Origin of the sequence: Methylobacterium sp. E-041, assembly GCF_022829665.1 — a bacterium.
In the GTDB taxonomy this organism is placed as follows: Bacteria; Pseudomonadota; Alphaproteobacteria; order Rhizobiales; family Beijerinckiaceae; genus Methylobacterium.
Genome location: NZ_JAKSYQ010000179.1, coordinates 1 through 24,246 on the forward strand (window position 1 = coordinate 1; position 24,246 = coordinate 24,246).

The 24,246-nt window shown below is 62.0% G+C and carries 29 protein-coding genes, 1 tRNA gene and 1 pseudogene; 8 read left to right on the forward strand and 23 right to left on the reverse strand.

The genetic code is table 11. The features are described from left to right. Both MKK70_RS15535 and MKK70_RS31075 read left to right on the forward strand, forming a co-directional pair. Window positions 1-581: hypothetical protein (locus MKK70_RS15535; protein WP_243948767.1), on the forward strand; the 581-nt coding region annotated here is incomplete at its 5' end. 5 nt (window positions 582-586) lie between these two features. Beyond that, entirely contained in the window at window positions 587-637 is a 51-nt protein-coding gene (locus MKK70_RS31075; RefSeq protein WP_409568283.1) for a PsiF family protein, read from the forward strand. Between the two features lie 189 nt (window positions 638-826). Here the strand turns inward: MKK70_RS31075 and MKK70_RS15540 are convergent, their stop codons facing one another. Further along, a complete protein-coding gene (locus MKK70_RS15540; RefSeq protein WP_243948768.1) occupies window positions 827-1,000 on the reverse strand; it encodes a hypothetical protein in 174 nt (57 codons plus the stop codon). Between the two features lie 239 nt (window positions 1,001-1,239). On the opposite strand from MKK70_RS15540, the gene MKK70_RS15545 reads away from it, so the two are divergent. The 4 genes from MKK70_RS15545 to MKK70_RS15560 are packed head-to-tail and all read left to right on the forward strand — an operon-like array spanning window position 1,240 to window position 5,553. Then, entirely contained in the window at window positions 1,240-1,695 is a 456-nt protein-coding gene (locus MKK70_RS15545; RefSeq protein WP_243948769.1) for a sugar 3,4-ketoisomerase, read from the forward strand. Next, on the forward strand, window positions 1,692-2,789 hold the full coding sequence (locus tag MKK70_RS15550; protein WP_243948771.1) for a DegT/DnrJ/EryC1/StrS family aminotransferase: 1,098 nt from the start codon (window positions 1,692-1,694) through the stop codon (window positions 2,787-2,789). The genes MKK70_RS15545 and MKK70_RS15550 overlap by 4 nt, the downstream gene beginning before the upstream one ends. Further along, entirely contained in the window at window positions 2,786-3,433 is a 648-nt protein-coding gene (locus tag MKK70_RS15555) for a DapH/DapD/GlmU-related protein (protein ID WP_243948875.1), read from the forward strand. The genes MKK70_RS15550 and MKK70_RS15555 overlap by 4 nt, the downstream gene beginning before the upstream one ends. Before the next feature lie 47 nt (window positions 3,434-3,480). After that, window positions 3,481-5,553, forward strand: a complete 2,073-nt coding sequence (locus MKK70_RS15560) for a glycosyltransferase (RefSeq protein ID WP_243948772.1) — start codon at window positions 3,481-3,483, stop codon at window positions 5,551-5,553. A 200-nt stretch (window positions 5,554-5,753) separates the two neighbouring features. Here the strand turns inward: MKK70_RS15560 and MKK70_RS15565 are convergent. Then, a pseudogene (locus MKK70_RS15565) lies at window positions 5,754-6,119 on the reverse strand (DUF4113 domain-containing protein); the annotation flags it as partial. A 78-nt stretch (window positions 6,120-6,197) separates the two neighbouring features. Between MKK70_RS15565 and MKK70_RS15570 the strand changes: the two are divergent. Next, window positions 6,198-6,518 (forward strand): PsiF family protein, encoded by a 321-nt coding sequence (locus MKK70_RS15570; RefSeq protein ID WP_243948776.1) that lies wholly within the window; start codon window positions 6,198-6,200, stop codon window positions 6,516-6,518. Window positions 6,519-6,641: 123 nt separating this feature from the next. Here MKK70_RS15570 and MKK70_RS15575 read toward each other — a convergent pair whose 3' ends face one another. The 21 genes from MKK70_RS15575 to MKK70_RS15670 all read right to left on the reverse strand — a co-directional run bounded on the left by MKK70_RS15575 (window position 6,642) and on the right by MKK70_RS15670 (window position 23,900). After that, on the reverse strand, window positions 6,642-7,238 hold the full coding sequence (locus MKK70_RS15575; protein ID WP_243948777.1) for a CatB-related O-acetyltransferase: 597 nt from the start codon (window positions 7,236-7,238) through the stop codon (window positions 6,642-6,644). A 258-nt stretch (window positions 7,239-7,496) separates the two neighbouring features. Further along, window positions 7,497-8,822: a class I SAM-dependent methyltransferase gene (locus MKK70_RS15580; protein WP_243948779.1), complete on the reverse strand. Its 1,326-nt coding sequence runs from the start codon at window positions 8,820-8,822 to the stop codon at window positions 7,497-7,499. A 252-nt stretch (window positions 8,823-9,074) separates the two neighbouring features. Then, the gene (locus tag MKK70_RS15585) at window positions 9,075-10,532 is read right to left on the reverse strand and encodes a phage tail length tape measure family protein (RefSeq protein ID WP_243948781.1); all 1,458 of its coding nucleotides are present in this window, start codon (window positions 10,530-10,532) and stop codon (window positions 9,075-9,077) included. Continuing rightward, window positions 10,499-11,260 (reverse strand): hypothetical protein, encoded by a 762-nt coding sequence (locus tag MKK70_RS15590; protein WP_243948783.1) that lies wholly within the window; start codon window positions 11,258-11,260, stop codon window positions 10,499-10,501. Before MKK70_RS15590 ends, MKK70_RS15585 begins: the two co-directional genes overlap by 34 nt. 576 nt (window positions 11,261-11,836) lie before the next feature. Then, window positions 11,837-12,409 (reverse strand): recombinase family protein, encoded by a 573-nt coding sequence (locus MKK70_RS15595; protein WP_243948877.1) that lies wholly within the window; start codon window positions 12,407-12,409, stop codon window positions 11,837-11,839. Between the two features lie 308 nt (window positions 12,410-12,717). Next, on the reverse strand, window positions 12,718-14,535 hold the full coding sequence (locus tag MKK70_RS15600) for a hypothetical protein (protein WP_243948785.1): 1,818 nt from the start codon (window positions 14,533-14,535) through the stop codon (window positions 12,718-12,720). A 63-nt stretch (window positions 14,536-14,598) separates the two neighbouring features. Continuing rightward, window positions 14,599-16,002 (reverse strand): hypothetical protein, encoded by a 1,404-nt coding sequence (locus tag MKK70_RS15605; protein ID WP_243948787.1) that lies wholly within the window; start codon window positions 16,000-16,002, stop codon window positions 14,599-14,601. Window positions 16,003-16,039: 37 nt separating this feature from the next. After that, a complete protein-coding gene (locus MKK70_RS15610; RefSeq protein ID WP_243948790.1) occupies window positions 16,040-16,270 on the reverse strand; it encodes a hypothetical protein in 231 nt (76 codons plus the stop codon). Continuing rightward, window positions 16,267-16,431: a hypothetical protein gene (locus MKK70_RS15615; protein WP_243948792.1), complete on the reverse strand. Its 165-nt coding sequence runs from the start codon at window positions 16,429-16,431 to the stop codon at window positions 16,267-16,269. The genes MKK70_RS15610 and MKK70_RS15615 overlap by 4 nt, the downstream gene beginning before the upstream one ends. 128 nt (window positions 16,432-16,559) lie before the next feature. Then, complete coding sequence (locus MKK70_RS15620; protein ID WP_243948794.1) at window positions 16,560-17,090, reverse strand: hypothetical protein; 531 nt, start codon at window positions 17,088-17,090, stop codon at window positions 16,560-16,562. A gap of 319 nt (window positions 17,091-17,409) precedes the next feature. Beyond that, complete coding sequence (locus MKK70_RS15625; RefSeq protein ID WP_243948796.1) at window positions 17,410-17,871, reverse strand: hypothetical protein; 462 nt, start codon at window positions 17,869-17,871, stop codon at window positions 17,410-17,412. 279 nt (window positions 17,872-18,150) lie between these two features. Then, on the reverse strand, window positions 18,151-18,486 hold the full coding sequence (locus MKK70_RS31080; protein ID WP_409568284.1) for a helix-turn-helix domain-containing protein: 336 nt from the start codon (window positions 18,484-18,486) through the stop codon (window positions 18,151-18,153). Between the two features lie 141 nt (window positions 18,487-18,627). Continuing rightward, window positions 18,628-19,119 (reverse strand): hypothetical protein, encoded by a 492-nt coding sequence (locus MKK70_RS15630; RefSeq protein WP_243948797.1) that lies wholly within the window; start codon window positions 19,117-19,119, stop codon window positions 18,628-18,630. Between the two features lie 142 nt (window positions 19,120-19,261). Next, a complete protein-coding gene (locus tag MKK70_RS15635) occupies window positions 19,262-19,600 on the reverse strand; it encodes a hypothetical protein (RefSeq protein WP_243948799.1) in 339 nt (112 codons plus the stop codon). Window positions 19,601-19,991: 391 nt separating this feature from the next. Next, window positions 19,992-20,207: a hypothetical protein gene (locus MKK70_RS15640; RefSeq protein WP_243948800.1), complete on the reverse strand. Its 216-nt coding sequence runs from the start codon at window positions 20,205-20,207 to the stop codon at window positions 19,992-19,994. Window positions 20,208-20,286: 79 nt separating this feature from the next. Then, window positions 20,287-20,754, reverse strand: a complete 468-nt coding sequence (locus MKK70_RS15645; protein WP_243948802.1) for a hypothetical protein — start codon at window positions 20,752-20,754, stop codon at window positions 20,287-20,289. Window positions 20,755-20,913: 159 nt separating this feature from the next. Further along, entirely contained in the window at window positions 20,914-21,417 is a 504-nt protein-coding gene (locus MKK70_RS15650; RefSeq protein WP_243948804.1) for a hypothetical protein, read from the reverse strand. Beyond that, window positions 21,414-21,665, reverse strand: a complete 252-nt coding sequence (locus tag MKK70_RS15655; protein WP_243948806.1) for a DUF6074 family protein — start codon at window positions 21,663-21,665, stop codon at window positions 21,414-21,416. The genes MKK70_RS15650 and MKK70_RS15655 overlap by 4 nt, the downstream gene beginning before the upstream one ends. After that, complete coding sequence (locus MKK70_RS15660; RefSeq protein ID WP_243948807.1) at window positions 21,662-21,871, reverse strand: DNA-binding protein; 210 nt, start codon at window positions 21,869-21,871, stop codon at window positions 21,662-21,664. The genes MKK70_RS15655 and MKK70_RS15660 overlap by 4 nt, the downstream gene beginning before the upstream one ends. 47 nt (window positions 21,872-21,918) lie before the next feature. After that, entirely contained in the window at window positions 21,919-22,659 is a 741-nt protein-coding gene (locus tag MKK70_RS15665; protein ID WP_243948809.1) for a hypothetical protein, read from the reverse strand. Beyond that, the gene (locus tag MKK70_RS15670) at window positions 22,656-23,900 is read right to left on the reverse strand and encodes a tyrosine-type recombinase/integrase (protein ID WP_243948811.1); all 1,245 of its coding nucleotides are present in this window, start codon (window positions 23,898-23,900) and stop codon (window positions 22,656-22,658) included. Before MKK70_RS15670 ends, MKK70_RS15665 begins: the two co-directional genes overlap by 4 nt. A 156-nt stretch (window positions 23,901-24,056) precedes the next feature. Here MKK70_RS15670 and MKK70_RS15675 point away from each other — a divergent pair. Next, a tRNA-Lys gene (locus MKK70_RS15675) sits at window positions 24,057-24,139 on the forward strand. Window positions 24,140-24,246: the final 107 nt, after the last annotated feature.

The window sequence follows — 24,246 nt, forward strand, 5'->3', positions numbered from 1 at the left end:
TCTCGACACTGCCGGGGGCCGGCAACGCCACGGTAAAGTGGAACTGCGTGTTCCGCGCGAACGCGATCCCAGCCGGTGACCACACCTACACCTGCTACGTGGTTGTCGGTACGCTACAGGACGTGAAGGACGGTATGCGCGTTCTGCGCATTGCGCTCGGTGGTGTCCCGGCGCCAGTCGTAAAATCGAACGCCGCCCCGGTGCTGCGCACTGAAGTCGCCACGGGCGTCGCGCTCTTTGTTGGAATAGAGGCCGGTTGCAACGCTGGTGTGGTCACAGTCGATCCCGGGTACAAGGGATGCGCTACGGCGCCCGTGGGCTCGACCAGGGCGCGGCCTACTTCATCCGGAGATGTGGCCGTCTTTGTCGGCACGGCAGTTGGGCTCGATGCGGGACTTGTCACAAGCAACCCAAACTATCTCAATGCCGGCACGCGGCCTATCGGCTTTCTTACCAACGTGGGCTCAGACGGAACCCCGCTCTATGTCGGCACGCAAGGAGGCTGCAACGCGGGCGTTGTTTCCACCAACCCGGCCCATCTCAATTGCCGCAGTGCTCCACTCGGCTTCGCAGCACGCTAGGGTGTGTGAAGGGCGCCGAGCGCAAGAGCTTCATGAGCACCTGTCTCAAGGACTGAAACGCGCAACCATGGGAAGGTCTACCCGATGCAGCAGGACACGCTCGACGCCGACCAGCTGCCCGGAACATCGCAGAGAACGTCTATGCAGCGTTCACGCGGATCTCGACGATTCCCACTGAGCCGCTGGCCGAACAGACGGTTCTGACGCGGCTCGTCGAGGCGATCCGACCCGAGGTCTGGCAAGGATCAATGCCGGCGATCGTTGACGCGGCGAACGGCGCGCTCGATGCGTGAGAGCAGCGGGATGCGGATGCGCGCGGACCGCGGGTCGAGGCGGTCGATCCTCGCGATGGTGCTGTGAGAATGCGTTTTCCGTAGGGGCCGCGCCTTCACTTCGTTGAAACTGTAAAGGTTGCACATCGTAATATCGTGCGTCAGCGCAGCTTGAGAGCATAATTCGCCGCGTTAAGCCCCGCGGCGAGAGGATCTGCCTCTTTGTGTTGCCCTGAAGATGCGAAGGGCCACTCTCAAAAGATCGAGGCAGCTGGCTCTGTCTTCTGCGTCGTCAAAATCTCATGATTTTACTATGGGGTCGCCAGACTATCCCGGGAAAATCTGGGACAATCTGGCAATTGCACACAGTCTTTTGATCGAGTAGCGTGGAAAAAACTAAGCTTGAGATCAAACAGAACATGGGCTATAGGGAGATCATCCAGGGCGTCGACCTTGTGCCGCAGATTGTGCATAGTGATGCTAGAGGAAATCTCGTTGCCTTCGAAGAATTCGGCAACGTTCCGTTTTGTCCCAAACGCGTTTTTGTCATCAAAGCGGCTCATCCGGGGCAAGACCGGGGTGGCCATGCTAATTCCTGTGATGAACTGATCAGTGTCATCAGCGGCGCTGTGACGATCGAGATCGACAACGGCGACTGTCGTCGCTCCGTGCGCCTCGACAGTTTCGACGAGGCCTTATGGGTCCGAGCGGGAATCCTCATCGTCTTGAAGGATTTTGCGCCGGGCACCGCTCTCGTTGTCTGCGCGTCCGAGCGCTACGAGGACACGCGCCATTTTGACCGTCCCCGCACGAGCGTGAAGCGGCCCGTGTGCCCAGCATGATCCCGCAGGCGGCGCCGCCGCTACGGATCGCCCGGTTCCGAGGCGAAATCGACGCGAGCATAGCCCGTGTCCTCTCCGGTCCGTCTTACATTCTGGGGGAGGCAGTCGCTGCTTTCGAGGCCGCCTTCGCCGTGACGGCGGGCGTCAAGCACTGCGTCGGCGTCGCCTCCGGCACGGATGCGCTGGCACTGGCTCTGCGGGCGCTGGGGGTTGGGCTGGGCGACGAGGTGCTGCTGCCCTCCCTGACCTTCGCTGGCACCGCCCAGGCTATCCTGCATTGCGGCGCCGTCCCGGTCTTCGTGGAAGTCGATGCAGCCACTCGTTGCATTGACCCGGTGGCGGCGGAGCAGGTCATTGGTCCCCGTACTGCCGCTCTCGTACCGGTCCATCTGTTCGGCCACCCGGCCAACATGCACGCCTTGATGGCGCTCGCGGATAAACACCGGCTCGCGGTGGTGGAAGATTGTGCCCAGAGCCACGGTGGCACCCTCGACGGGAGAGAGCTCGGCAGTTTTGGTCACGCGGCGGCTTATTCCTTCTACCCAACCAAGAACCTCGGCGGGGTCGGTGACGGTGGTGCCGTAGTCACGGCGGACTCGGACCTAGCCGACCGCCTGAGACGCCTACGCTACTATGGCTTCGCAGCGGGTGGGCGTGTGAGCGGCGGGATCGGCTTCAACTCCCGTCTTGATGAGATCCAGGCGGCGATCCTCCTCGCTCTGCTGCCACATCTAGCGGAAGCCAATGCTGAGCGAAGGGCAAGCGCAGCTCGCTACCGGGCGCTGCTTGCGGGGATGGGGATTGGCATGCCGCCCGAGCAGGCCGGAAGCGTTTATCATCAGTTCGCGGTGACTGTTCCCGACCGGGACAGGTTGAAACGCCGCCTAGATGCGGCGGGGATCGGCACGGCAGTTCATTACGCGCCGGGCCTGCACCGCCACCCGGCCTTCGTCGATGGCGCCCGCACTCCCCTACCGATTACAGATGCGCTGGCAGACAGTCTCCTCAGCATGCCGATCCAGCCCGAGGTTGCATCGAACCACGAGGAGCGCGTGGCTTTGGCGATCCGAGGACTCCTTCATTGCGCGGAGTGATCCTGTACGGAATCGGTTCGCCGATCGTGGTCGATGTCGAGGAGAGCCTGTACCGGGCAAACCTGTCCCTTGTCGCTGGCATCGCCAATCATCCGGGGCCGGCCCATCTGCCAGAGGGCGCTCGGATTCTTGTGCCTTCCGACCTCTCCGTCGAGGAACGAGACCTGCCTTTCCTCGTGCCCCTGTTCACGCCGGGCCACCGGCAGGCAGCCGCTCGAGAGGCCGCTCGGCACGGCCTTAGCCGACCGCTAACCCTGATCGACCCGAGCGTCGCCGCCCCGCGTCATCTGGAGATGGGGCCGGGCTCCTACGTCAACGCCGGATGCAGCCTCGGCTCCGGCAGCGTGTTCGGCGCTTTCGTCTTCATCAATCGCGGGGCGAGCCTCGGCCACCATGTCCGAGGCGGCGAATACGTTTCGGTTGGGCCCGGCGCCGTACTCGCCGGCCATGTCAGCCTTGGCACGGGCGCCTTCGTCGGCGCAGGGGCGACGATCTTACCGGAAGTGTCCATCGGAGCGAACTCCGTTGTTGGTGCGGGCTCGGTGGTGACGAAGGACGTACCGGACGGTTGCCTTGCGCTTGGCAACCCGGCTCGGATCGTCCGCCAGAACATCGGCGGCTATAGAGGGCTCGCCACTTTATGACTCGGCCTGTCGTCCACCTCTACACACTATGCTGGGACGAAGCCGACATGCTCGGCTTCTTTTTCCGGCACTATGATCCCTTCGTCGACCGCTACGTGATCTACGACGACGGCTCGACGGACGGCTCGCGCGAGATTCTGCACGCCCACCCCAAGGTGGAATTGCGAGACTTTCCCCGCACGGATCCCGATTCCTTCGTGCTTTCTCACCGGGCAATGCAGAACGAGGCCTGGAAGGAGAGTCGTCATAGGGCAGACTGGATCGTTGTTACGGCCATCGACGAGCACCTACACGTGCCAGGCCGCGCCATGGCCGATTACCTCGCTGAGGAGGCCGACCGGGGCGTCACTCTGATTCCGGCGCTGGGCTTCGACCTAAACCACATCGAGATGCCCGATGATGCGGGCTTACTCGTGGAGCGCATCACGCGCGGGCGCCCGCGCCTCGCGTTCAATAAGCTCAGCATCTTCAAGCCCGAAGCACTTCGCGAGACTGGCTTCGGGCCTGGGCGGCATGGGGCAACGCCGGAGGGCGACCTCGTCCTGCCCCCGCACGACACCCTCCAGCTCTGGCACTACAAGCATCTCGGCTTCGAGCGGAACGCAACCCGAGAGACGATCCAGGCCGAACGGCTTGGGCAAACAGACCGCGTGGAGGGTTTCGGCCAGCACTACCTATGGGGACGCGACCGCCTGCGCGTTTTCTGGGACGAGATGGAGCGCGAGAGCATCGACCTCGCCGTCGCTGATGCGGGATCCCTCGCCATCCGGCCTCTCTGGTGGGAAGAGCATGGGATGCGGCGGGCCAATCCGGCGCCTTTGCCGCGCCTCGTGCCAGCGGCGCCGGGGGCCGTGCCAACTGTGTCGGTGCTGATTAAATCATACCAGCACGCGCCCTATGTCCGGCAGACAATCGAAAGTGTGCTCGCCCAATCCTTCCAGGATTTCGAGATCGTCGTCACTGACGACGGCTCAACCGATGGCACCGCCGATATCCTGCGCGGCTTCACCGATCCGCGTATTCGCCTCGAATGCCGGCGCGAGAACCAGGGCATATCGGCGGCAATGAATGCTACCGTTGCGCGGGCGCGGGGGCGCTACCTTGCGATCCTCAACTCCGACGATTGGGCGCTGCCGGGTCGTCTTCGGCAACAAGTCGGCTTCCTGGATGCGCATCCGGACGTCGCCGCAGTGTTCGGGATGCCCAGAGCCGTGGATGAGGCAGGCTTACCGACGCAGGCCTACAACGATTTCACTCTGCCGCTGCGCTTCGCAGACTTCTCCCGACGAACATGGCTGCGCTTCTTCTTTTTCCGAGGCAACATCATCTGCGCGCCCACCGCGATGATCCGCAGGGAGGCCTACGAGGCCGCTGGCCCCTACGACCCGCGGCTGACGAATATGCAGGATTTCGACATGTGGATTCGCATGGTGATGGCTGGGCAGCACATTCACGTCCTGCCCGACAGCCTGACGGCGTTCCGCATCCGCGACAACATGGCCAACGCCAGCGCTCCGAGCCTGGAGGCGCGCCTGCGCTCGACCTTCGAGCATTCCATGATCCTGCACCGGTTCAAGGTGATGAGTGAGGTGCTGTTCTCCGAGCTGTTCGACCCGGAGGAGATCGCCCATCCCGACGAGCCGCTTCCCCTGCGCCTTGCCCAGCTCGCGAGTGAGATCGATGCGGCCGTGTTCCGAAGCTTTGCCCTGCACACTCTCTACGAGGAGGCGCACACGCCGAAGCAGCTCGCCGACTTGCGCGACTGGAGCAGCCGGATTGACGTCCTCGGCCTTCGCGGAATCGAGGAACGCGAGAACCGGCTCCACGCCATGGCCGCCGAGCGGGAAGCACTCGCTGCCGACCGTGATCGCATCACCGCGGCACTAAGGAACGAGGAGGAAGTGCTTGCGCAGGAGCGCGCTGCGACCGAGGCTGAACGGGTCGTTTCCGTCGAGCGCCTAGCCCGGGCGGAGGCGGACTGCGTCCAACTCGCGGCCGAGCGAGACGATCTTGGCGCACGGCTGCACGCAGCCCTCCAGATACAGCAGCGTATGGAGAGGACTCTGTGGTTTCGCTCAGCCCGTGCCGTGCGCAAGGTTCGCCGGATGTTTCACGCCTGACACACGCTCTCGTACTTTCATGCCGGCGATGATCCCAACTATTGCTGGTGCTTCGATGAGCCCGACAGGTATCTCGGCACGTCGAGTTGCGACATCCTGGAACCGCTGCCGGTGGCGCGCCAGGTCGTAGGTGCCGCGCCGGTTGCACGGCGGGCACGCGACGACGAGCCGGCGGCCCCGGAGATCGCACAGGCGCTCCATCAGCCGGCCACCGCGATCGGCAGCTCGGCGACCTGCGTCGTGTAGCGCAGCGTGCGCATCTCGAACTTCGTGCTCCACGTCCGCTTCTCCACGAGACCAGCCCGGGCGGGGACGACGCTGCCGCGGCCGAACCGGGCGTTGCAGGCGTCGATCGCCGCCATCAGAGGCCCGGAGCGCTCTCGGTCGAGCTGTCCGATCGGTGCGCGCGGGCTGGCGTCGAGCAGCATCAGGTCCGTGGTGACGATCCCGGCCTTGCTGAACCGCCACGGCCGGGCGCCGGGCTCGCGCCAAGTCCTCGCCACGCCGAGGCGAGCGGCTTTGATGAGCGCCAGCGTGTCGTTCGTCGCCTCCGGCAGCGTCACCGTGGATCGCATTTCCCGTCGGCTCGTCGGCGCCTCGCGGCCCTGCTACGGTCGGACAACTTGTCCCGGAGCACCACCGCCATGCGCTCGCTCAGCCTCGTTCTGCCGATCGTCCTCAGCCTCGCCGTCCCGGCCATCGCACAGACGCCAGCACCGTCCGCTGCGCAGGCTGCTCAGCGCGATCGGATGAAAAGCTGCAACGCAGACGCTGGCTCGCAAAAGCTCTCCGGCAGTGCGCGCAAGGGCTTCATGTCCGACTGCCTCGCCGGTAAGGCTGCAGCGTCGGCGAAGGAGCTAACGCCGCAGCAGGCGAAGATGAAGAGCTGCAACGTCGATGCCTCGGCCAAGAGCCTAAAGGGCGCCGAGCGCCGCAGCTTCATGAGCAGCTGCTTGAAGGAGTGAACTACTGTTGCAACTGAGTGCTGCGACCTCCCCTTCTCAACGTTGAGCGATGGCTTCAGCGCATCATCGTCAGCGCGATCTCGCCCTCGGCTAGGCGAACCATTGATGCCTGAATTGGTGTTTCTATGCGCCGCGTGCAGCTGCGATAAATCCATCGATATCAGGCGATAGCATCCGATCATACAAAGCTCGGATCCGTTCCTCGGGCCAGTTCCACCAACCGATCTCGAGCATCGCCGCAATTTGCTCCGGAGAGAACCGCAGACGGATAACGCGGGCTGGGACACCGCCGACAATAGCGTAGGGTGGCACATTCCGCGTCACCAGCGCACCGGTCGCCACGCATGCCCCATCCCCAACCGTGACGCCTGACAAGATCCGGCAGGAGTCCCCCAGCCACACGTCATTGCCGATGTGCACATCTCCGTTGGTGACGGGGTGTCCGGTGTGGGCAGCTGCAGCGGGGTCCAGCACGCCGAACGGGAACGTCGTGACCCAATCCGTACGGTGATTGCCCCCAAGCATGATCGATACGCCACCAGCGATCGAACAATATCGGCCGATCGATAGGCCTGCGTCCTCCCCCCACCATAGCACGGCCGGCACGCCATACGTGTATTCACCAACCTCATATCGGAACCCGTACCCAGCCGCCTTGAAGGCGTCTCGTGTCACTGCAACGTTGGCTGCGGCGAAAGCCGCACGCATCGAGGGAAGCATTGCTTGATCCAGACCCAATAAGGTGCCGCACATAGTACCATGTGCACAGCGTATAAAAAGGCCCGCCGCGGCGGGTGCCGGGTGGGCTGAGGGGATCTGGAGGAAGTTGCTCAGCCGATGTGAATGTTGGTACGATGCTCATACGCTGGCTTGGGCCAATGACATACGGAAGGTTGCCGTTGACTGGACCGTCCTCGGAATTTGCACCAGCGAGTCGGCAAGCATTAACGTCTTGCGGTCCAAGCGTCGATTTAATCGCTAGGATCCATCTGGAGGCGGTCCAGGGCGCTTAGGGCGCCCGATCTTCAACAAACGGAGCGGCCGCGTCAGCTTCCAACTTAATGATGCTGCCGTCGAATCGTGGAAGGCGACGCTCCATTGCAGCAGTGCTGCATAGCGCAATCTCGCTCTCTCTATGTCCGACCGCGCCGTCTTCAATTCAGCTTCCAGTTCCTGGCGTGCCAGAATAGACGTGTCGCTCTCCAATAAAATTGAGTTGCGCTCCGCGATGATCGCATCGCGATCCGCGCGAGCGGCATCGCGATCCGCTCGAACAGCATCGCGATCCGCTCGAACAGCATTTAGTTCATCCTTGTTATTCAGAGATGCGGCGTTCACGGCAGCAAGCTCGGCCTTGATAATGTCCAGGTCCGCCTGGTACGCTTGTGCGCCGGCGAGTGCCGATCGCAGGGTCTCGTTGTCCGTCCGAAGCGACTGGATCTTGCCCTCGCTCGAGCTAACGAACGACTCGATCGCTGCAATGGCCTGGGTGTTGGCGAGGTTGCTCAAGTGAAAGTCGTGCGCTTGAGCGCGAGATACATCTAACTGCTGTCTGAGGGCCAAAATTTCTGCCCCGCGGGCGACGTATTCTTGTTCTCTCACGATTGCCCCGCCAAGGCGGGCGAAGTAATCACGGATCAACTGTCCATGTGGCTCGATACGGCCTCCGAACAACCGATCCATCCAGGGTGGCATTGGATCAAAGCCAACATAGATTACGCCTAATCCGTAGGAGTGATCGAAATCGAATGATGGATATCTTTGAGAAACTTCGTTCCAAAGTTGCCAGACACCAAAATTATTATCAAGTACGCGAATATCATGAAATAGCACGATTCCTCTACGACTCAACTTTGGCAGCCAGGTTTCTAAGTCGTGCTTTACGGCCTCATAGGTGTGGAGGCCGTCAATATGCAGCAGATCAACGCTGCCATCATCAAAATGCGGCAATGCGTCATTGAAGCTCATGCGCATGAGGTTGAGGGCGTCAAGTGGCCGTGCTGCCACGTATGCTTTGAGGTTCCAGTAGGTGTCTATGGTATGGGAGCCGGCATGTGCATCGCCAACCCAGTGATCCACGCCGTAAAATGCCCCAGCATGCCCAACATCGTTCGCCGCCTCGGCCATGGCACAGAGAGATGCACCATTGTGGACGCCCAGCTCGACTGTAATAGACGGTTGATGAATACCGACTAACCATTTGGAAAAGGGGATATGCCCCAGCCATGCCGACGCAACAATACGATCAGGCATCGTAAAGACATGTCGTTCGTTTAAATTCGGCAAGATCTGTTCGTCAGGCATTCGTAGCGCTTCCCCAAGTCAGACCAAGCCCTTATAAGTCCCTTTACTGTATAATGATTCAGCTCGAATTGGCTAGAGCTGTTTCTGAAGATGTGGCGATGAATTTCCCGCATCGGGCGGCGGGTCGCGGCACGCGGCTAGATCCTTCAGGACCGCCACCACCAGCATGACGATCGCGCTACACAGAGCCGCCATCCAGAGGTGGCCGGACGTGAACGCGCCTTCGGCGGAGGCCTTCAGATAGTTCGCCCTCTATGCGTCCTCGAACGCGCTCAGGATCGGCGAACCGCCAAGCCATGCTGTCGCCGCTTCCAGCGTCGGAAATCGGTGCTCGACGCAATCGAAGGGCCTTGGGCGTGTCCCAGCTGGAAGATCCTCCAGCAGCTCCGCGCACCACCCGGTAGGAACGCCTCCCGCGGTGGTCTCGCGAACGACACCGCCGACGATCACCCCGTCGAGGGCCAGGTCGTAGCTGCCGGCGGCGAGCTGATGCAGTGTGTATGTCATCAGCCGCGTGGTGCGTTCGAGCTCCAAGGTCTGAAGCGCCGCAAGCTGCTTGTCCCGCGTGCCACTGGACTGCGCCTGGCGTCCGCGTTCGGCGATGTCGTTCTCGATCGTCGCGGCGCCCATGCCCTGCGGCGTGAAGCCGACGGTGCGCTGCCCGAATTGTGCCTGCCGTAGGCTGGCGGCGTACTGCTCCCCGCCGGCCGCCATGTTGTCCTTCAGGATCCGCGACTGCGCAACGAGGCCTTCCATCGCGCTCCGGGCTGCGCCCTGTTCATCGAACGGCAGGCGGCTCAAGTTTTTTCCGATGTCCGTCACCTGGTCGGAGATTTTCTTGATCATCTCCGCCGCGGGGTCGAGGCCGCGGACGATGTCGCCGATCCGCAGGGAAAGCTGCCCCTGCTGTGCCTGACGGCTCGCCGCGTCGCGCTTGTCGACTTGAGCCTGCAGGCGCGCCACTTCATCCCGCGCCGCGGTCACGTCGCTGCCGGCGAGGCTCGGGAGGATGCTGCCGAACACGCCCGCCGCGCGGCTCCTGGAGTTCTCCGGCACCTTCTGCGCGGTAGCGAGACGGGTTTCTAGGTCGCCGCCGGTAACGACTCGATCGATCGCTTGGCCGGCCTTATCCCAGATATTCGAGATGGTGGCGCCGACGGCAGCCGTCGTCCGGCCCCACCCGGAGGTCAGTTCCGTCGCGCTCGTCAGGCCGGTCCGGTAGGCGTCGAACAGCACCTTTTGCGCGCCGAGGCGATCGCCCTGAGCCTGCAGCCGCTGGACGTTCTCCCGGGTCGTGTCGTTCAGGAACCCGAGCTGCTTGTTCAGCGCATCGGCGCCCTTCGACGGGTCGGCGAAAGCCTCGGCGAGCGCCTTGGTCGCGTCGGGCAATTCCTGACCCGTGGTCGCTGCATAGTCCTTGGCCGTGCCGATCAGGCCAGCATACATTTCCGTGCCGATCTGGCCCGTGGCCGCGAACTCGCCCGCCATCTGGCGTGCCGATCGGACCGACATGTTGCCGGCGGCCGCGGCGGCTGGCGCGATGGCGTTGATCTGGCCTGCGGTGGTGCCCGATGCGCGTCCGATGCCGGTGAGGGATTTCTCCAGTTCGGCCTGCGCGCTCCTGTACGACGAGAAGGCTGCCACGCCGGCGAGCGTGATGGTCGCCAAGCCGCCGATCACACCGCCGACGATGCCGATGCGGGCCGCCAACCCTGCTGCCGCCTCGCTGGCCTGCGCCCGAGGTCGGCGATCTGCTCCGCGAAGGCGCCTTTCCTCCGACCCAGCGCCGCCGTGTAGGCGTCCTCCGAGATGATGCCGGCGGCGAGGGCTCCCTTCATCTCCATGAGGTCGGTGCGGTAGGCCTGCTGCACCGCGAACAGCGGATCCAGCTTCGCCCGCAGACGATCGGCGCCGGCGGCCGCGGCGAGGAAATCAGCCTCCCTGTCGCCGTTGCTGGCCCCGATGTTAAACCGAGAGTTCAGGCTCCCTTGGAATTGCGCTGCCGTCGACCGGGCCGCGCTCTCCGTTGCTTCCCTTGCCGCGATGGTGGCGCGGGCGGCGGAACGCTGGGCGGCCTCGAAGCGTGCAGCCTCCGCGGCGGCTCCCGAGTAGCGCGCTTGGAGAAGGGCCACTGTCCGCTCGTAGCCGCTTGTTTCGGTGGCGCCCTGCTGAAGGGCTCGGTTGGCGGTGGCCATGCCACGCTCAAGCGCCTGCTGGGCCTTGAAGCTGTCATCGACGCTCCGTCGCAACCGGTCATAGGCGGTTGCTGCCGAAAGCTGACGACGCGAGGCAAGGTCCGTGGCGACGGAAACCGGGTCAGCAGCCGCGGCCACCTGTTCCTGGCCCTCGACAAGGCCGCGAAGATCTCGACGGACGGCGTCCGCACCCTCTGAGACCTGCTGGACGCGGATGCGCCTGATGGTTTCGATCGAGGCCATGGCGCTCTCCGTCAGTTCGGACGCCCAGCGGCCTGAGCCGCCTGCGCCATCACATCGATCTCGTTTCTCAGGGTACGCGTAGAGCGAGGCGACCGCCGCGCAGATGGCCCAGGTCTGGACCGTGAGGCTCTGATAGGGGCCGGCCGGGAATGGAACGTCTGCCGGGGTCAGCAACTCATGTCGAAGCTTGCTCGGCGCCGCGCTATCGGGAAGGCGGCATCGCCAAGAGCCAACGATAGAGTTGTCCGTGCTTAGCTTCCTCCTTCTCGTCGCTGGCATCGCGTTCGGCCCCGCTCTCATCCTGGGCGCCATTCGGCTCGCTTTGGGTCCGAGGGCAGCTCGCGCTACCTGGAGGCAAGCTCTCCGATGGCTTTACCTTGCGGCGCTGGCCATCGGCGGACTTGGGTTGATGTGGTGGGCCTGGGTCGATGGCGTGGCGGAGACTGACACCGGCATTCAATTCGGCATGGCCATCATGCTGATGATCCTAGTCGCGTTCTCCGGGGCAGTCTCGTGGACAGTCGCGGGCACCCGGTGGGTCTGCATGGCTGGCGGCACGATCCTCCGCTAGGCCGACTACCTATAGCTGGCTACTAAGGTCGCCTTTGGGTTCAACGCCCGATGCACCGATCCCTTGCCGATACCGAGTTGCGCAGCGATGGCGCTCATGCTGAGACCCGAGGCGGATAGTGCCTTGATGTCCTCGGCCTTCGCTCGCGCCGTCGGCTTCCGGCCCCGGTACTTGCCCTCGCTCTTCGCCTTGGCGATGCCCTCGCGCTGCCGCTCCAGCATCATTTCCCGCTCGAACTGAGCCACGCCCCCAAGGACGTTCAGCATCAGCTTGCCGGTTGGAGTCGCGGTGTCCACGCCGAGGTTCACGATCCGCAGGGCCACGCCCTTGGCTTCCAGCGCCGCCAGGATCGCACCCATGTGCGTCACCGACCGGGCGAGGCGATCGAGCTTGGTCACCACCAGCGTGTCACCCTCGCGGCAGAACTCTACGGCGGCATCGAGCGCCTTGCGGGTCGCCACCGACGACACCTGCTCCGAGAACAGCTTCTTGCACCCGAGGACTTTCAGGTCTCGCATCTGGGCCTCCAGGCCAGCTTCCTGCTCCAGGTTCGAGGTGCGAGCGTATCCGATGAGCATGGGAGGCCGTGTCCGTTCCAATAGGATCTCGGACATGATGCTTCCTGCCGTTCCAAAATTAAATATGACTTTATTGGAACCGTCGAGAAAGGGCTTCTGGAACGTTCCATACGACCTTGCTCTATTGGAACGGAGGCGCCGGTGCGCCGAATGCATGGGTGTATGTGACAGCCGTTATGGGCGGGAGCGGTCCAAAGCCTTTTGTCCCAGAGCGGACGGCCGCTTCCAGCCTATCGCGGTCATTGGCGACCGGCACAATATATTTTAGCTTCTGCCCCTAAACTGTCGCTCGGCTCCCAGCCTTCTCCTTAGATCCTGCGAAGGCGCGCTAGCGCGCGTAGTACGGGCGGGTTCTCAATGCCATGAGGTATGTAGGGGTCGTCGTCCGGTCGTAGCGCCATCACATCGGGATCATTGTCACCAACCTCCCACGCCGGGCGTACGTGAAGTTCGCGCATAAGAATTGGCTCAATTGGGATCGGGATGGGCTGACCTCGCTTTCCAGGCAAGTGGAACGGCACAAGTAGGAAGGCTCCTGCGCGTGCGTATGCGTCCAGAAAGCCCTCAAGATGAGCATTGTTTGCGGGATACATGCGATTCTTGCGAGAGACGTAGCCAAAAATTTGTCCGGGTTTCAGTTCATCACCGAAATGCATCGGTGGCCCGATCGACACACCATAGGCATTAGGGTCTTTATTATCGACGCCACGTAGGATGGTGATCCGTAAATGCTCGGTGCCATCGTCGCTGCCGATACGCGTATGCCAGCCGGCAAAAATCTCTTCTGCCGCTTCACGGTTTTCGAAGGAGAGTCCCAGGAACGGGATGTCTTCATATGGCGCGGGCGCGTACATGAAGGCTGAGCCGTTCCACTGCGCCCGGTTCCACGTCTGCACCTCGATCGGGGAACGCACCTCATAAGCGGTATGCGGCATCTTCTTCATATCGAAGCTGCCCGGCGGCGGCTCGCCTTCGCCAAAGACCGGCGGGCCTGCGGGCCGCTCGTCAACAGGGGCTGTCCAAGCCCGAGTGCGTTGATCCGGATAGAGGGCGGGCTCTTGCTTAACAAGTGCAAGCGGTACGGGTACGTTTTCGCCGAAAACATTGCGTGTCATCAGCGGGACGTTGCAGAAGATGAACGTACGATCAAAAACTCGTTCTTCAACGGCAAGTTTCTCTAGCCACTGTTCAGAGTCGGAAAAGCCCATCATGTGTCCAACGATCATAGCAAGTGCCTGATGGCAAAATTCGCGGAAGTTTTGGGCATCTTCCCGCGACGCACCTTCAAAGCTTGGACTGTAAGTTATGACACCCACAGAGACGCCCTGCGCGCTTTCAAACCGGATTGAGGGTGCGCCAACATGCGCCGCATCCGCGGTCACACGCACCGTCAACCTGTCTACGTTTGGCAGCGCGCGTGCCCCAAGGCTTGTGGCGAGAAAACTTTCGATCACGCCTAGAACCGCTTCCCCGATCTGTATTCCCTGCACACCTGCGTCTGTCTCAAAGGTCAGCTTTACGCCGAGGATGCGCGCTGAGAGCACGCGCATATCATCAAGGGTCAACTTCGGCGTTGTTCGAATGTCGTGTTCCTGACCAGCGTGCCATAGCGACTGCATGAGGGTATGCACTTCGTCATCGCCGATGCTCAGCGTAATTAATCCCTCTTCTCGTAGCTGGTCGAGCCGACCAAGCAGGAATAGCGACGGCATCCTTGCTTCAAATAACGCATACTGGTCAAGAATATCGGGCAGGCGCGTCAAGTCTTCTCGCCGCTCGAACGGCGTTCTGATCAGCAGCGCACTTATCAGCATCGCATTGCCATAACGACGCTGATCAGCGGCTGCGTCGCTCATCCCACGGGCGTGATGAATGATCATCTCGAGCTGATGTGTGAGCATGGCGTAGCCGACCCGACCAAGAGACAGCTCCATGCGCATGAGGCCGTGCAGCATCGCAGGGCTAATGGCACTTAGGCTGCCGTCGACCATAGTACCGGCGGTGATCTGATGGCTGATTACGGAAAGCGCGCAGACCCGCGCTGCCCACCATAATCCAGCCCTGTCGTACGCCATGGCAAGGCCGCCCAGCGCGAGCATCAGTTCACGTTCAAACTCCTTTTTCACAAGGCGATCGACAGCGTTGCCGAACCAGCGGATCGCCTCATAAGGCTCGCTTTGCTTCAGCTTCTAGTGACCGCGAGTCACTAACATGGTCGCGGCCTCGCCCTCACCCCTTCGCTGTGCCTGCACTTCCGCAATAACATTGTAAAGGGCGTCGAATACGTCACTATCTTTGATGTATTCTCCAAGCTCGATGAGCAAATCTGTGAGCTCTTCGAAGGGAAATGTGCCGTATCCTTCAGACCCGGTAATTATCTCACGAAGTGCGAGCCAGATATCGTCCATAGGCTCATCAGGACTATCATGGCGGCGGTCGATCATCTCGACTAACAATTGCAGCGACCGAGCATGTAGCGCGCTGTTGGGCCTAGTCTCATCGGCCGCGATATCCGAGAGCATTTTCGCGAGCGCAACTTTACGATCCGAAATCTTGGCCTGCGCTTCGTTCAGAGTGCCTGTGAACACCGCCATTCGTAGCAAGGACCACAGGTTAGTGAGCTTGGAGATTAGCTCCGCATTACCGATGTTCGCTACGAGGTCAGCGGCATCACCGTACAGATCCGACAGAAGGTCAAAGTCGTCGAACCAGAAGTTTGCTGTCCATGCCCAGTTATAGACGATTTTGTATTCGAGCAGATGGTTTCCCGCCTTGCGGGCGATACGGCGGGCCTGGGTGAAACGCCCCTCTATTTCAGAACGGGGTCGTTCAAGGCCACGGGCCGCGAGCGCGGCCTCCAGCATGTCTTGAGCGACAAGACTCGGCGCGCGGGACGTATCTGCAATCTGAGCATCCAGCGTCTCAAGCTCCCTTATACGCTCTTGGTCAAGCGGGCCGATTTCGGTGATCTGGCGCTTGAGTTCATCGCTCATGCCGAGGGCGTTTACTGCAAGCGGTACGTGCCCATGCTCGAACACGCATTCGAGGATCCAAGCCTGATCAAGGATCGTGACCGGCACGCCATGCTCTTTCTGCAGCGCCGCTTCGATGTCGGCTCGGTCTTTCGCGCGTGCATTACGGCTCGTGATGAAGTAGATCTTGGTATAGCCCCGATCCGTCTCGATGATTTTTTTAACGTCGCTGCGGACCTTGCCCTTCCACTCTTCCTTAGCGCTGATCGCAAACGCCCAACGCTCTGACGCAGCCTCCGGCTGGCCGATAAACCAGCGATCGGCGATCTCTGCGCTGACTTCGTAAGTTTCAGTGTCAACCTTGCCATCTCCACCGCCGCTAGGGCCGGTGTTCGGACGCAAATTCGGGCAGATTTCAACGGCGGCCAACTTGCGCGCAAATTTCTCAAAGACATTTTCTTCGTTGCGCGCAGTCATTGTATTGATGTGATTTGCTAGCACCTCGCGTGTCAACACGAACTCGATGCCGCCCTTAGTGTCTGAATACAGGTAGGGACGCCGCGCCCGCATAAAGCTGGATGGCGCATATCGCGGCCGATCTTCCGGTGCATCGTTTGTCATGTGCACCAGTATGTAGAATAATCGGTGCCGGAGTCGATCACTCCTTGCCTGGACCGGCGAGACGCTGGGCTGCCTGGAGGGCGTTGATCAAGGCGCCGATCTGCGACACCGGGACCCGAAGGCCTTTAGCCGTCTCGCACATCACGCCCCGGCCGTTGGTGGCCGCAACGCGGAGATCGAGGCCGAGGTCGCCCCGCTTCTCGCGCAGCACCACGCGGATGCTCTCCCGAGCTGACTTCCGCACCTCGCCAACTATGCGGTCGCTCATGCTGCGGCTCGCTGGAGACGGGAAAGCGCAAGGATGGCGGCGTCGCAGTCTCCGAACTGTCCAACCACGCTGCCCAATGGATCGTAGGCGAACGCGTTGCCGCCCTCCGACCGGATCACCGATCCGATGCACACGCCGCCGATGTGGATCTGGTACGCCACGCGAACCCCCGTCGAGGACGGTACAAAAATAATTTAATATCAGTACCATTTCTGTTTGAAAAATTCAACACGGCGTAGGGGCGTTGCTCCTGCTGACCGTCACGCGGTTCTGGCACTCCATGCCGAGTTCAACCGAGGGTCTTCTTGATGAAGCTGAAGGCGCCGGACACCGCAGATCCAGCCGTATGTGCGGCATCTTCGGCTGATGCGATGACCTTCGCGGCAATGCCAGTTTCGGACGGCGCGATCAGCGCTGGCTCTGGGTTGAACCGCTCGGCGGCGAGTTGGATCACGCGACGATCGTTCTCCATCAGGGCGGCAATGCCGACGTCCGTCATTGCGAGCATGGTGGTGCCGTCCTGAAACACCACCTCGATCAGGGCCCGCTGTTTCGGACCACTATCAAGAGCGCCGAGGCCTGCACCGAGGGCCGTGGCGGCCACAGTGACCGGCATCGTGAGATCCATCTGCTGCGCCAGGGCCAGACCACCTCGAAGGCCGGTCAGCACCTGCCCGAGCGTCGACTGTTTCTCACCGACGCCGCCATGAACCGTCACGGTCGCGATGGTCTCAGCACCACGATCACCACCGGCTGGCAGGGTGAATAGACCGGTGTCATATTCGCCGGAGCCACGACCGCACTCGCCCGCCACGATCATTAGCTCTGCCATTAATTCCTCTCACCGGCCCGATCCGGCATGGCGGGTCAGGGCTCTGCTAGGATCGCCACCAAAGGGCAAAATCCGAATTTTCTGCAATTTCGGCTAGAAATTAAATTCGACGCCAATTTGTTTTTGGCGACCGCCAGCGAAAAACCTCCGTCCGTGAAATCCGATGCGGTTGGAAACCCTATAGGCGCCAGACTTTCGACTCCCCCCCCCCTCCCTCATTAGGGGCGCCACAGAAGCACGTGTGCTGGATGCCTAAGCAGGGTGCCACTGAGACGTGGTGCGGCCGAAGAGGTGATCCCTCGCCGCCTCAGGCGATCGCCACCACGTGGGCCCAGCGCACGCAGACATCTCCTTGGTCAGCCGTCCGGACCCATACGAACTCGTCGCCGCTGTGGATGTGCTTCGACCCCTCACGCATGGCCGACCATGAGGTTGGATAGGGGAGCGCCACGTTGGTGATGCTCGCCAACTCGAAGAAGGCGCCCATCTCGCGGAGCATCAATTCGGTGGCCGTCTGAACCTTCTGGAGCTGTTCCGTGGCCTGCTTGGCGGCGACGCCTGCCAGGAAGCCGGACACCAAGGTGAGTGCACCGGCCTCGGCCGCGAGCGTCCAACTCGGCGACCCACCAACTCCGACGAAGCTGGCCCCTGGTCCGAGCGCCTTCATCGCCTTGGCCCGCGTCGTTGCGATTTGCCCTACGTCGTCGGCCTTGTAGAGCTTGATGGCCTCGGCATGGAGCCATATCGCGCCTGGCAGCAAAACCTGCATTCTGGTCCCCACCGCAATGGCCGATATCAATTAGCCTATGGTCACCCCGCCGGCATGTTGAATGCCGGCGCCACGAGAGCCCAGATCATCATGGGGTAGGGGGCATCGAAAGTCCGGAGGTCTAGGAGCCTCCGACCCCACCAGGTGCCGATCGCACAAAACTTTTTCGGTGCCGCAGAATTTTCGGCTCTCCTATTTTGGCAAATTCCGAATTTCGAATTGGCTGGTATCAATGATCGCCGTTGCGCTTCGGATCGAGGTGATAGCGTGCAGGAGGTATCAGCCCGCCTGAGCAGATCGTCGAACAGCACCGACCGTCGTCGGTGAGATCCCGAGACGCCGAGCTATTTCTCGATCGGGATGACCCTGAGCCAGGAGAGCACGAATAGCGGCGTGCCGTTCGGCTCGGGTTGGGCGGCGTGCCTGTACAGAATGGACGGGGCCGGTCTGGCTCGGATTTGAACTATCGGATGGGATTTCGTCTCGCTCGCGAAGCCGCTGTCCCATGCGCTCAATATCGGCGCGCAGGGTGGCTACCGCGGCGCGGTGGTCGTCTCTGCTCTGCTCAGCCTCGCCGTCTGCCCAATGGCTCAGCCACGCTCCGCGGGCGCGCATATCGTGGAGGGAGCGCGCCGGCAGGGTGTTGAGGATCTCTGCCACGAGCTGCTGGCGCGCCTCGGTGAATAGGTGCGGCTCGTAATAGCCGTCGACAGTGTAACGCTCACGGGTGAGGCGATCGGTGGCCTCGTATTCAGCCTATGTCGCAGCGACGGTCTCGGGCATTGGCCATGCCCGGCAGACCGCATCCCGCACAGTGGCCGGCATTTGGTGACGAGACCCCAGGCTGCCCCAGCCGTTGAGGTGGTAATCCATTTCCCAAGTCTCATGGGACCCGAGGAGCGGCTCGCACGCGGCGCGCCAGGCCTCTTCCATTGGGGTATCCGCGAACACCGCACCTTCCGACCCGTGCCGCTCAAGGATCGCCGCAACCTCGATCCGCCGGCGCGCATCCCGCTCCATCCGCTCAGCCACAAACTCGGGCCGGCTCGTGAATTCGGCGAAGGAGTCGGCCATAGCCTGAGCGGGCGCCTTCGGCGTGTCCAAATTGGACACGGCCTGCTCAACGGTGAGCCCGGCTTTACGGGCGAGGATCTTCATCCGTGCAGCGGCCGCTGCCTTCTCGCCCGGGTTCGAGGTGCTGTCGTGCAGAGCAAGGACCTTGGCGAAGGTCTGCAGGCCGGCCGTCATCCCACGCTCCCCGTCGGGTGCCGCGCGCACGTGGTCGCCATATCCTCGGCCGCTTCTCTTTTTCTATTTGCAGACACGGTCCGACAGCCTCGCGCTGGCGGATGGTCACCACCAACGGCGGCGACCATCGAGATTTGAATTATCAGTGGGTCGAAGTCAGGTAGGGGGCGACGGTCTGGAAGGCGTAGGCATAGGCCGCCGGGTAGGGCGCATAGAGGTTTGAGTGCTCGCCGTAGAGGTGCCCCCAGAACTCCGCGAGGTTCATCCCGGGCTCGACGTCCCCGCCCGACCCATATTCGGTCCGACGCATCCGACGCGCGAGCTCAAGCGGGCCGCGATGCGCCGCCTCGGCCAGGGCGAGCAGTTCAGATCGATCGCTGATGCTCTCGAAAGCGCGGACCGCCTCGAATTGCGCGACCGCCCATTCCTGCTCGGGTGAGCCGTCCGACATCCAGGGGTGCATCTGCTTTCGGACCGTCATGACGCACGCCCTCTGATCGCAGGGCGACGCTTGGTCCGGTGCTCGACGACTACAGGGGGTCGAGGTGCTGGTACCTGCACGGCAGGCGGTGGGGAGGGCTCGGCTTCAATGATGGGTTCGGCGGCCACCACCTCAACACATGGAGGCAGCACAGCGTCAACCTCGCAGAACACAGCGAATTCTCTACCGAGCCGCTCGGCCAGCACCACGGCCTGAGCTTTCGCCTCGGCGCACGTCCCGTGCTCGTAGGGTGTCTTTCCGAGAGTGATTAGCCGGCCCGTTCGATCATCTCGCCTAACGATAATGAAGCCGCCTCGTATCGTGGCCGGCGGCTTATTGGGGTTGGGCGTCGGCACGTTCGTGGCGAAGGCCCTTTTTCCATCGGTGCTCATCAGGCCTGCCCTCCGAAATCGAAGCGGTCGTTGATGTCCTGGAGGCGTTCGAGCTGCGCCAGATCGTCGGCAATTCGAGCCAGGAGCGATGCACGGAGCGTCTGAAGTGCCGACCGTTCGTGATCGCCATCGCGCATCGCCGCTATTACAGCGGCAACTGGAGCTCGTTGCGGGCGTGCGTGCGGATCGGCCGGAGCCGTGATATCGATGTTCATGATCGGATTTCCTGCTGAGGGGATTGGATCGAGGCTCGGGAGCGCTGGCCGGCGTTTCCCGAGCCGCTCTATTTCGATCTCAGCCGCGGGCTGGATCTGAGTGAGCGTCGTCGACGTGCTCCATCAGGTGCTCGACGAGCGTCGTTGCGGTGTCGCTGGCGCTTCGAAACCCGATATCGCGCAGCAGCACCGGTTGCGTCTCCGAGGTCTGCGAAGCCATCTCGTCGTGCCAGGCCTCGGAATACCGACGCATGAGGTCGTCCGGCACGTCGATCACGCTGGCCGCGATACGCTTCAGCAATTCGGCGGCTGGTTTATTTCGCGGCTCGTTCGGGAATTGTTCGGCCTTCTCGAGGCGCCACCGTGCGGTTTCCAGGATGGCCTCAGACAGCGCATCGCGAGCGTCATCGATTTCCGACGATTCATTTCTCGGATGACGACGATTCGGATTGATCGGCTGTGGCTTGGTGCTGAACTCCTCCATGGTGCCTCTCACAGCGTTGTTGAGGCTCTCGGCACGCGGGGCCTGTTCCTGTTCGATCGACATAGTTCTCTCCTCTCCTCGGTAGCGCGAGGTCGCACAGCCGCGGTGACGGCCGATCTGGGATGGTGCTGGATGCTTGTCGCGTGAGGCGCTCGGCGCTCTACGGACTGGCATATTAGATGTGTACCTGAGGACGGACCGTGAGAGTGCCGAAACCGACCTTCACAGTCCGCGCTGAGATACCGTTTTAGGAATTGATGACCTCAGCGGTCCGCCCTCAGATACCGACTGTCCGCCCTCAGGTACCGACCGTACCCCAGCGCGGACCGTCAAATCCTTTCCAGGCGCCCAACTCATGAAGCGCTTGGTCGGCAATTCGCGAGTCACATTGCATTCGTGTTCGGTCAGCCGCCACTCGGTCGCCCGGCCATCTTTCCGCCCGTCGAAGCTTCCGCGGATCACGATCTCGATGAAGCCGTGCACCTCCAATTCCTGAAAGGCCTTGGCCGCGGTCGTTTTTCCGATTTGGAGATTCTCGCAGGCCTGCCGCACCGAGAGGATGATCCGGCCATTGTTATTGCCGCGGTATTTCTGCTTCAGCAGGATATAGAGGGCCCGGGCGTCCGTGCTAAGATCCGTCCAAGCCTTGGAGTCGGTGAGCCACTCGTAGAGTCGCAGGTGGGGCTTTTCCTTTTTCGGATTGCCCTTTGAGTCCGCGTGCTTCACGCCGCGCCCCCCTGGCTGATCAGGAGGCGCCACAGGTGCGCTCGGATGGCGCCCTCGTAGGATCCGACCTCGGACCGGATGAGCGGCTCCGCGACGCCCTTCTTCCGAAGCCCGTCCTCGAGCCTGCGGAGCTGTTCGCGAAGGTGTCCCTCGGCATGGTTGGCCGGGACCGAGACCATATAGCCGGCCGTTTTCCTGATTTGCGGGAGCCGCCGAGCGAACCGGAAGGGCAGGACGATCGCGCTCATGCTGCAGCTCGCCGACGGGCTGCCGACGCCTGAGACCTTTCCCAAGTGAGAAGCTCTGAAAGGGGATAAAGCTTGCGCCGGTTGATCACCATTGGTGCCGGAAATTCGAGCGCTTCATCGCGATCCCAGCGGTTAAGCGTCGCTGCCGAGATTCGATATCTAGCGCGAACCTCTGCGCTGTTTAGCCAATTTTCTGTATCGCTCATCGGGCGCTCCTGTTTGCTTGCGAGCGACCGACTGAGTATGCGGGATTTCAAGCTCCTCCTATGGCATCCGAATTCCCGGCGGAATTCCCAAAATACCATGCCGAGTTCTCAGAACGCTCTCGACGGGCATCCTGCTTCCATCGTTGGATTGCGCGATTGAGGGTGTTGAGACTCGGCTTGCCGAGACCGGCCCCGTCATGGACGACATTGACGAAGCGGTGGAGCTTATTTGTCCCATTAACCGAACCTGCCACTCGTCTTCCGTGCTGCTCCCAGATCATGAACAGTGTCGGCCACAAGGCGGCAGTCTCCAAGTTGTTATTGGCCGCATGGAGTGGCGGCAGAAAGTAATAGCTCCTCAGCATTTTGTCGTTACTCGCGAGCCGGCCCGAAGACCTCGCAACATTGCCAACAAGCTGGCGGACGTCCTGAAGAGTGATTGCCTTGTCGCCCCATAGCGGCGTTCGATCGAGGGGCTTCAACTCCGGCGGGGCCCCCATCATTTCCCACAAGCCTCCAAACGGCAGGTCGCAAACCGCATCGTCCTCAAGCAGCTTTGACAAGGTGGAAGCTGCGGCGGCAATTTGCGCCAGCTTGGCACCCACCTTGTCGACAGGGCCCATACGTTTTTTCGCGCTGTAACCGATATGATAAAGGGCGACGGCCCGGGTTATAGACTCAGCGGCAAAGAGTGCCCGGTCATGATCTTCGAGGCCGAGAAGAGCGCTGATTTCCTCCACCTGATCACGAGAGAAGGGCAGACCCTGGTAGCGATCCTGCCAAATCATGACGCGCGCCTTTCCATCCGAACGACCTTCGCGCTTCCGGAAATCAGCCCGTCGCAGTGAGCCGCCCATAGCTCCATCGCTCGACGTCTCTCCTCGCCGTATTCGTGGCGCTGATACACACCGACGATTCCGGAATGCGTGCCGGAGGTGTGGTTCAACGCCTTTTCAACGACGTGCACCGGCACACCGAGACGCGCGCACCCGCTGGCAAAGGTTCGGCGCAGGTCATGCAGCCGCCAGGCAGTGCTTTCCACGCCGTCTGGAAGCAGGGAACCGGCAATGGCCTGCAGCCGGTCCGTCGCTTTGCTGACGCCACTGAATGCCGTCTCGCCGGTGGTGGTGAATAGCAGGCGAGGGCGCTGCCCTATGCGTGGCAGCTGGCGAAGGATTTCGACGGCACCCGGCGCAAGCGGAACGACGTGCGCCCGATCGTTTTTCGCCCGGGTCCGGGGGATCGTCCAGGTCGCCGTGTCGAGGTCGAATTCCCGCCACTCCGCTTCGAGCACCTCAGACCGACGCTGGCCGGTCAGGATCAGCAATTGCACCACCGGTCCGAATGGATAGCCGACCTGCGCGGCAGCTTTCCATGCGGCGACTAATTCGGGGTCCGTCAGGACCCGATCCCGAGACACCTCAGGGGAGGGCGGTTTGAGGCCGGCCATTGGGGATGCCTCGAGAATCCCCCGTTCGACCGTCCAGGCGAAGAACCGTCGTAGGGCCGCGAACAGCCGGTTCGCATGAATGGATGCGCCACGCCCAATCACCGCGTCGAGGGCGTTCAGCACCTCCTTCCGGCCGATCGACCGGACGTCTCGGTCCTGCCATTTATCCGTGGCATCAAGAGTGCGCGTCAGAAAAGCTTCCGTCTCGCGCCAGCTCCTGTTCCGCGGCTTCGCATACCGCTCCACGTAGTCAGCAGCTACGGCACCGAACCGCATCGCGTCTGCTGCCGACGGCTCGCCCTTGGCTGCCTGCTTTTCACCTGCAGGGTCGCGGCCTTCGGCGACGGCTCGCAATGCCGTCCGAGCCGCCTCGCGGGCCTCGATTAGCGGCAGGCGCGGGTAGGCCCCGAGGGTGAGCTTCTTTGGCTTCCCGTCCACTCGATAGCGGACGGCCCAGGATTTCCCCCCGGCCGGTTGCACGACCAAATAGAAGCCGGGGAGGGCACCGTCAGGTACTTCTCGACGCTTGCCGAGATCGGCTTTCGCGGACTCGACAGACTTTACGGTTAGGACGGCCACGGCGTGCACCTCGGCAGCGTTACCCGAGCCATAGCAAGGCAGCGGGGTAACGACCGGGTAACAGGATTACCCTGTCTAGTGACGTTACCCCATGAGTGATGAATGAGCGATCATCGCGCGTCAAGACACTGTATGGACTCGAATTTCACGATCGTAGACGCACGGATTTGAGCGGCCGCGAAACTACTTCGAACGGACTTTTAATCTGTAGGTCTTGGGTTCGAACCCCAACGCGCTCAGCACCATTTTAGCCCAGTTAATGATTTGGCGCATTCTTTATGGCCTGGGATCAAGCTCTCGGTGTTGCGGGACCTGCAACGCCTCGCTGAAGGACATGGGATTGCGA

What these genes read in the sequence shown, in the direction of transcription:
- MKK70_RS15580 (WP_243948779.1), bottom strand. Translation starts at nt 8,822, where the DNA reads ATGCCTGACGAACAGATCTTGCCGAATTTAAACGAACGACATGTCTTT.
- MKK70_RS15540 (WP_243948768.1), bottom strand. Translation starts at nt 1,000, where the DNA reads ATGTGCAACCTTTACAGTTTCAACGAAGTGAAGGCGCGGCCCCTACGG.
- MKK70_RS15590 (WP_243948783.1), bottom strand. Translation starts at nt 11,260, where the DNA reads ATGGCCTCGATCGAAACCATCAGGCGCATCCGCGTCCAGCAGGTCTCA.
- MKK70_RS15660 (WP_243948807.1), bottom strand. Translation starts at nt 21,871, where the DNA reads ATGAGCGATACAGAAAATTGGCTAAACAGCGCAGAGGTTCGCGCTAGA.
- MKK70_RS15560 (WP_243948772.1), top strand. Translation starts at nt 3,481, where the DNA reads ATGCTCGGCTTCTTTTTCCGGCACTATGATCCCTTCGTCGACCGCTAC.
- MKK70_RS15645 (WP_243948802.1), bottom strand. Translation starts at nt 20,754, where the DNA reads ATGTCGATCGAACAGGAACAGGCCCCGCGTGCCGAGAGCCTCAACAAC.
- MKK70_RS15605 (WP_243948787.1), bottom strand. Translation starts at nt 16,002, where the DNA reads ATGACAAACGATGCACCGGAAGATCGGCCGCGATATGCGCCATCCAGC.
- MKK70_RS15655 (WP_243948806.1), bottom strand. Translation starts at nt 21,665, where the DNA reads ATGAGCGCGATCGTCCTGCCCTTCCGGTTCGCTCGGCGGCTCCCGCAA.
- MKK70_RS15570 (WP_243948776.1), top strand. Translation starts at nt 6,198, where the DNA reads ATGCGCTCGCTCAGCCTCGTTCTGCCGATCGTCCTCAGCCTCGCCGTC.
- MKK70_RS15550 (WP_243948771.1), top strand. Translation starts at nt 1,692, where the DNA reads ATGATCCCGCAGGCGGCGCCGCCGCTACGGATCGCCCGGTTCCGAGGC.
- MKK70_RS15620 (WP_243948794.1), bottom strand. Translation starts at nt 17,090, where the DNA reads ATGATCGTGGCGGGCGAGTGCGGTCGTGGCTCCGGCGAATATGACACC.
- MKK70_RS15595 (WP_243948877.1), bottom strand. Translation starts at nt 12,409, where the DNA reads ATGCTCATCGGATACGCTCGCACCTCGAACCTGGAGCAGGAAGCTGGC.
- MKK70_RS31080 (WP_409568284.1), bottom strand. Translation starts at nt 18,486, where the DNA reads ATGCGCGCCCGCGGAGCGTGGCTGAGCCATTGGGCAGACGGCGAGGCT.
- MKK70_RS15630 (WP_243948797.1), bottom strand. Translation starts at nt 19,119, where the DNA reads ATGACGGCCGGCCTGCAGACCTTCGCCAAGGTCCTTGCTCTGCACGAC.
- MKK70_RS15575 (WP_243948777.1), bottom strand. Translation starts at nt 7,238, where the DNA reads ATGCTTCCCTCGATGCGTGCGGCTTTCGCCGCAGCCAACGTTGCAGTG.
- MKK70_RS15635 (WP_243948799.1), bottom strand. Translation starts at nt 19,600, where the DNA reads ATGACGGTCCGAAAGCAGATGCACCCCTGGATGTCGGACGGCTCACCC.
- MKK70_RS15640 (WP_243948800.1), bottom strand. Translation starts at nt 20,207, where the DNA reads ATGAACATCGATATCACGGCTCCGGCCGATCCGCACGCACGCCCGCAA.
- MKK70_RS15625 (WP_243948796.1), bottom strand. Translation starts at nt 17,871, where the DNA reads ATGCAGGTTTTGCTGCCAGGCGCGATATGGCTCCATGCCGAGGCCATC.
- MKK70_RS15665 (WP_243948809.1), bottom strand. Translation starts at nt 22,659, where the DNA reads ATGATTTGGCAGGATCGCTACCAGGGTCTGCCCTTCTCTCGTGATCAG.
- MKK70_RS15610 (WP_243948790.1), bottom strand. Translation starts at nt 16,270, where the DNA reads ATGAGCGACCGCATAGTTGGCGAGGTGCGGAAGTCAGCTCGGGAGAGC.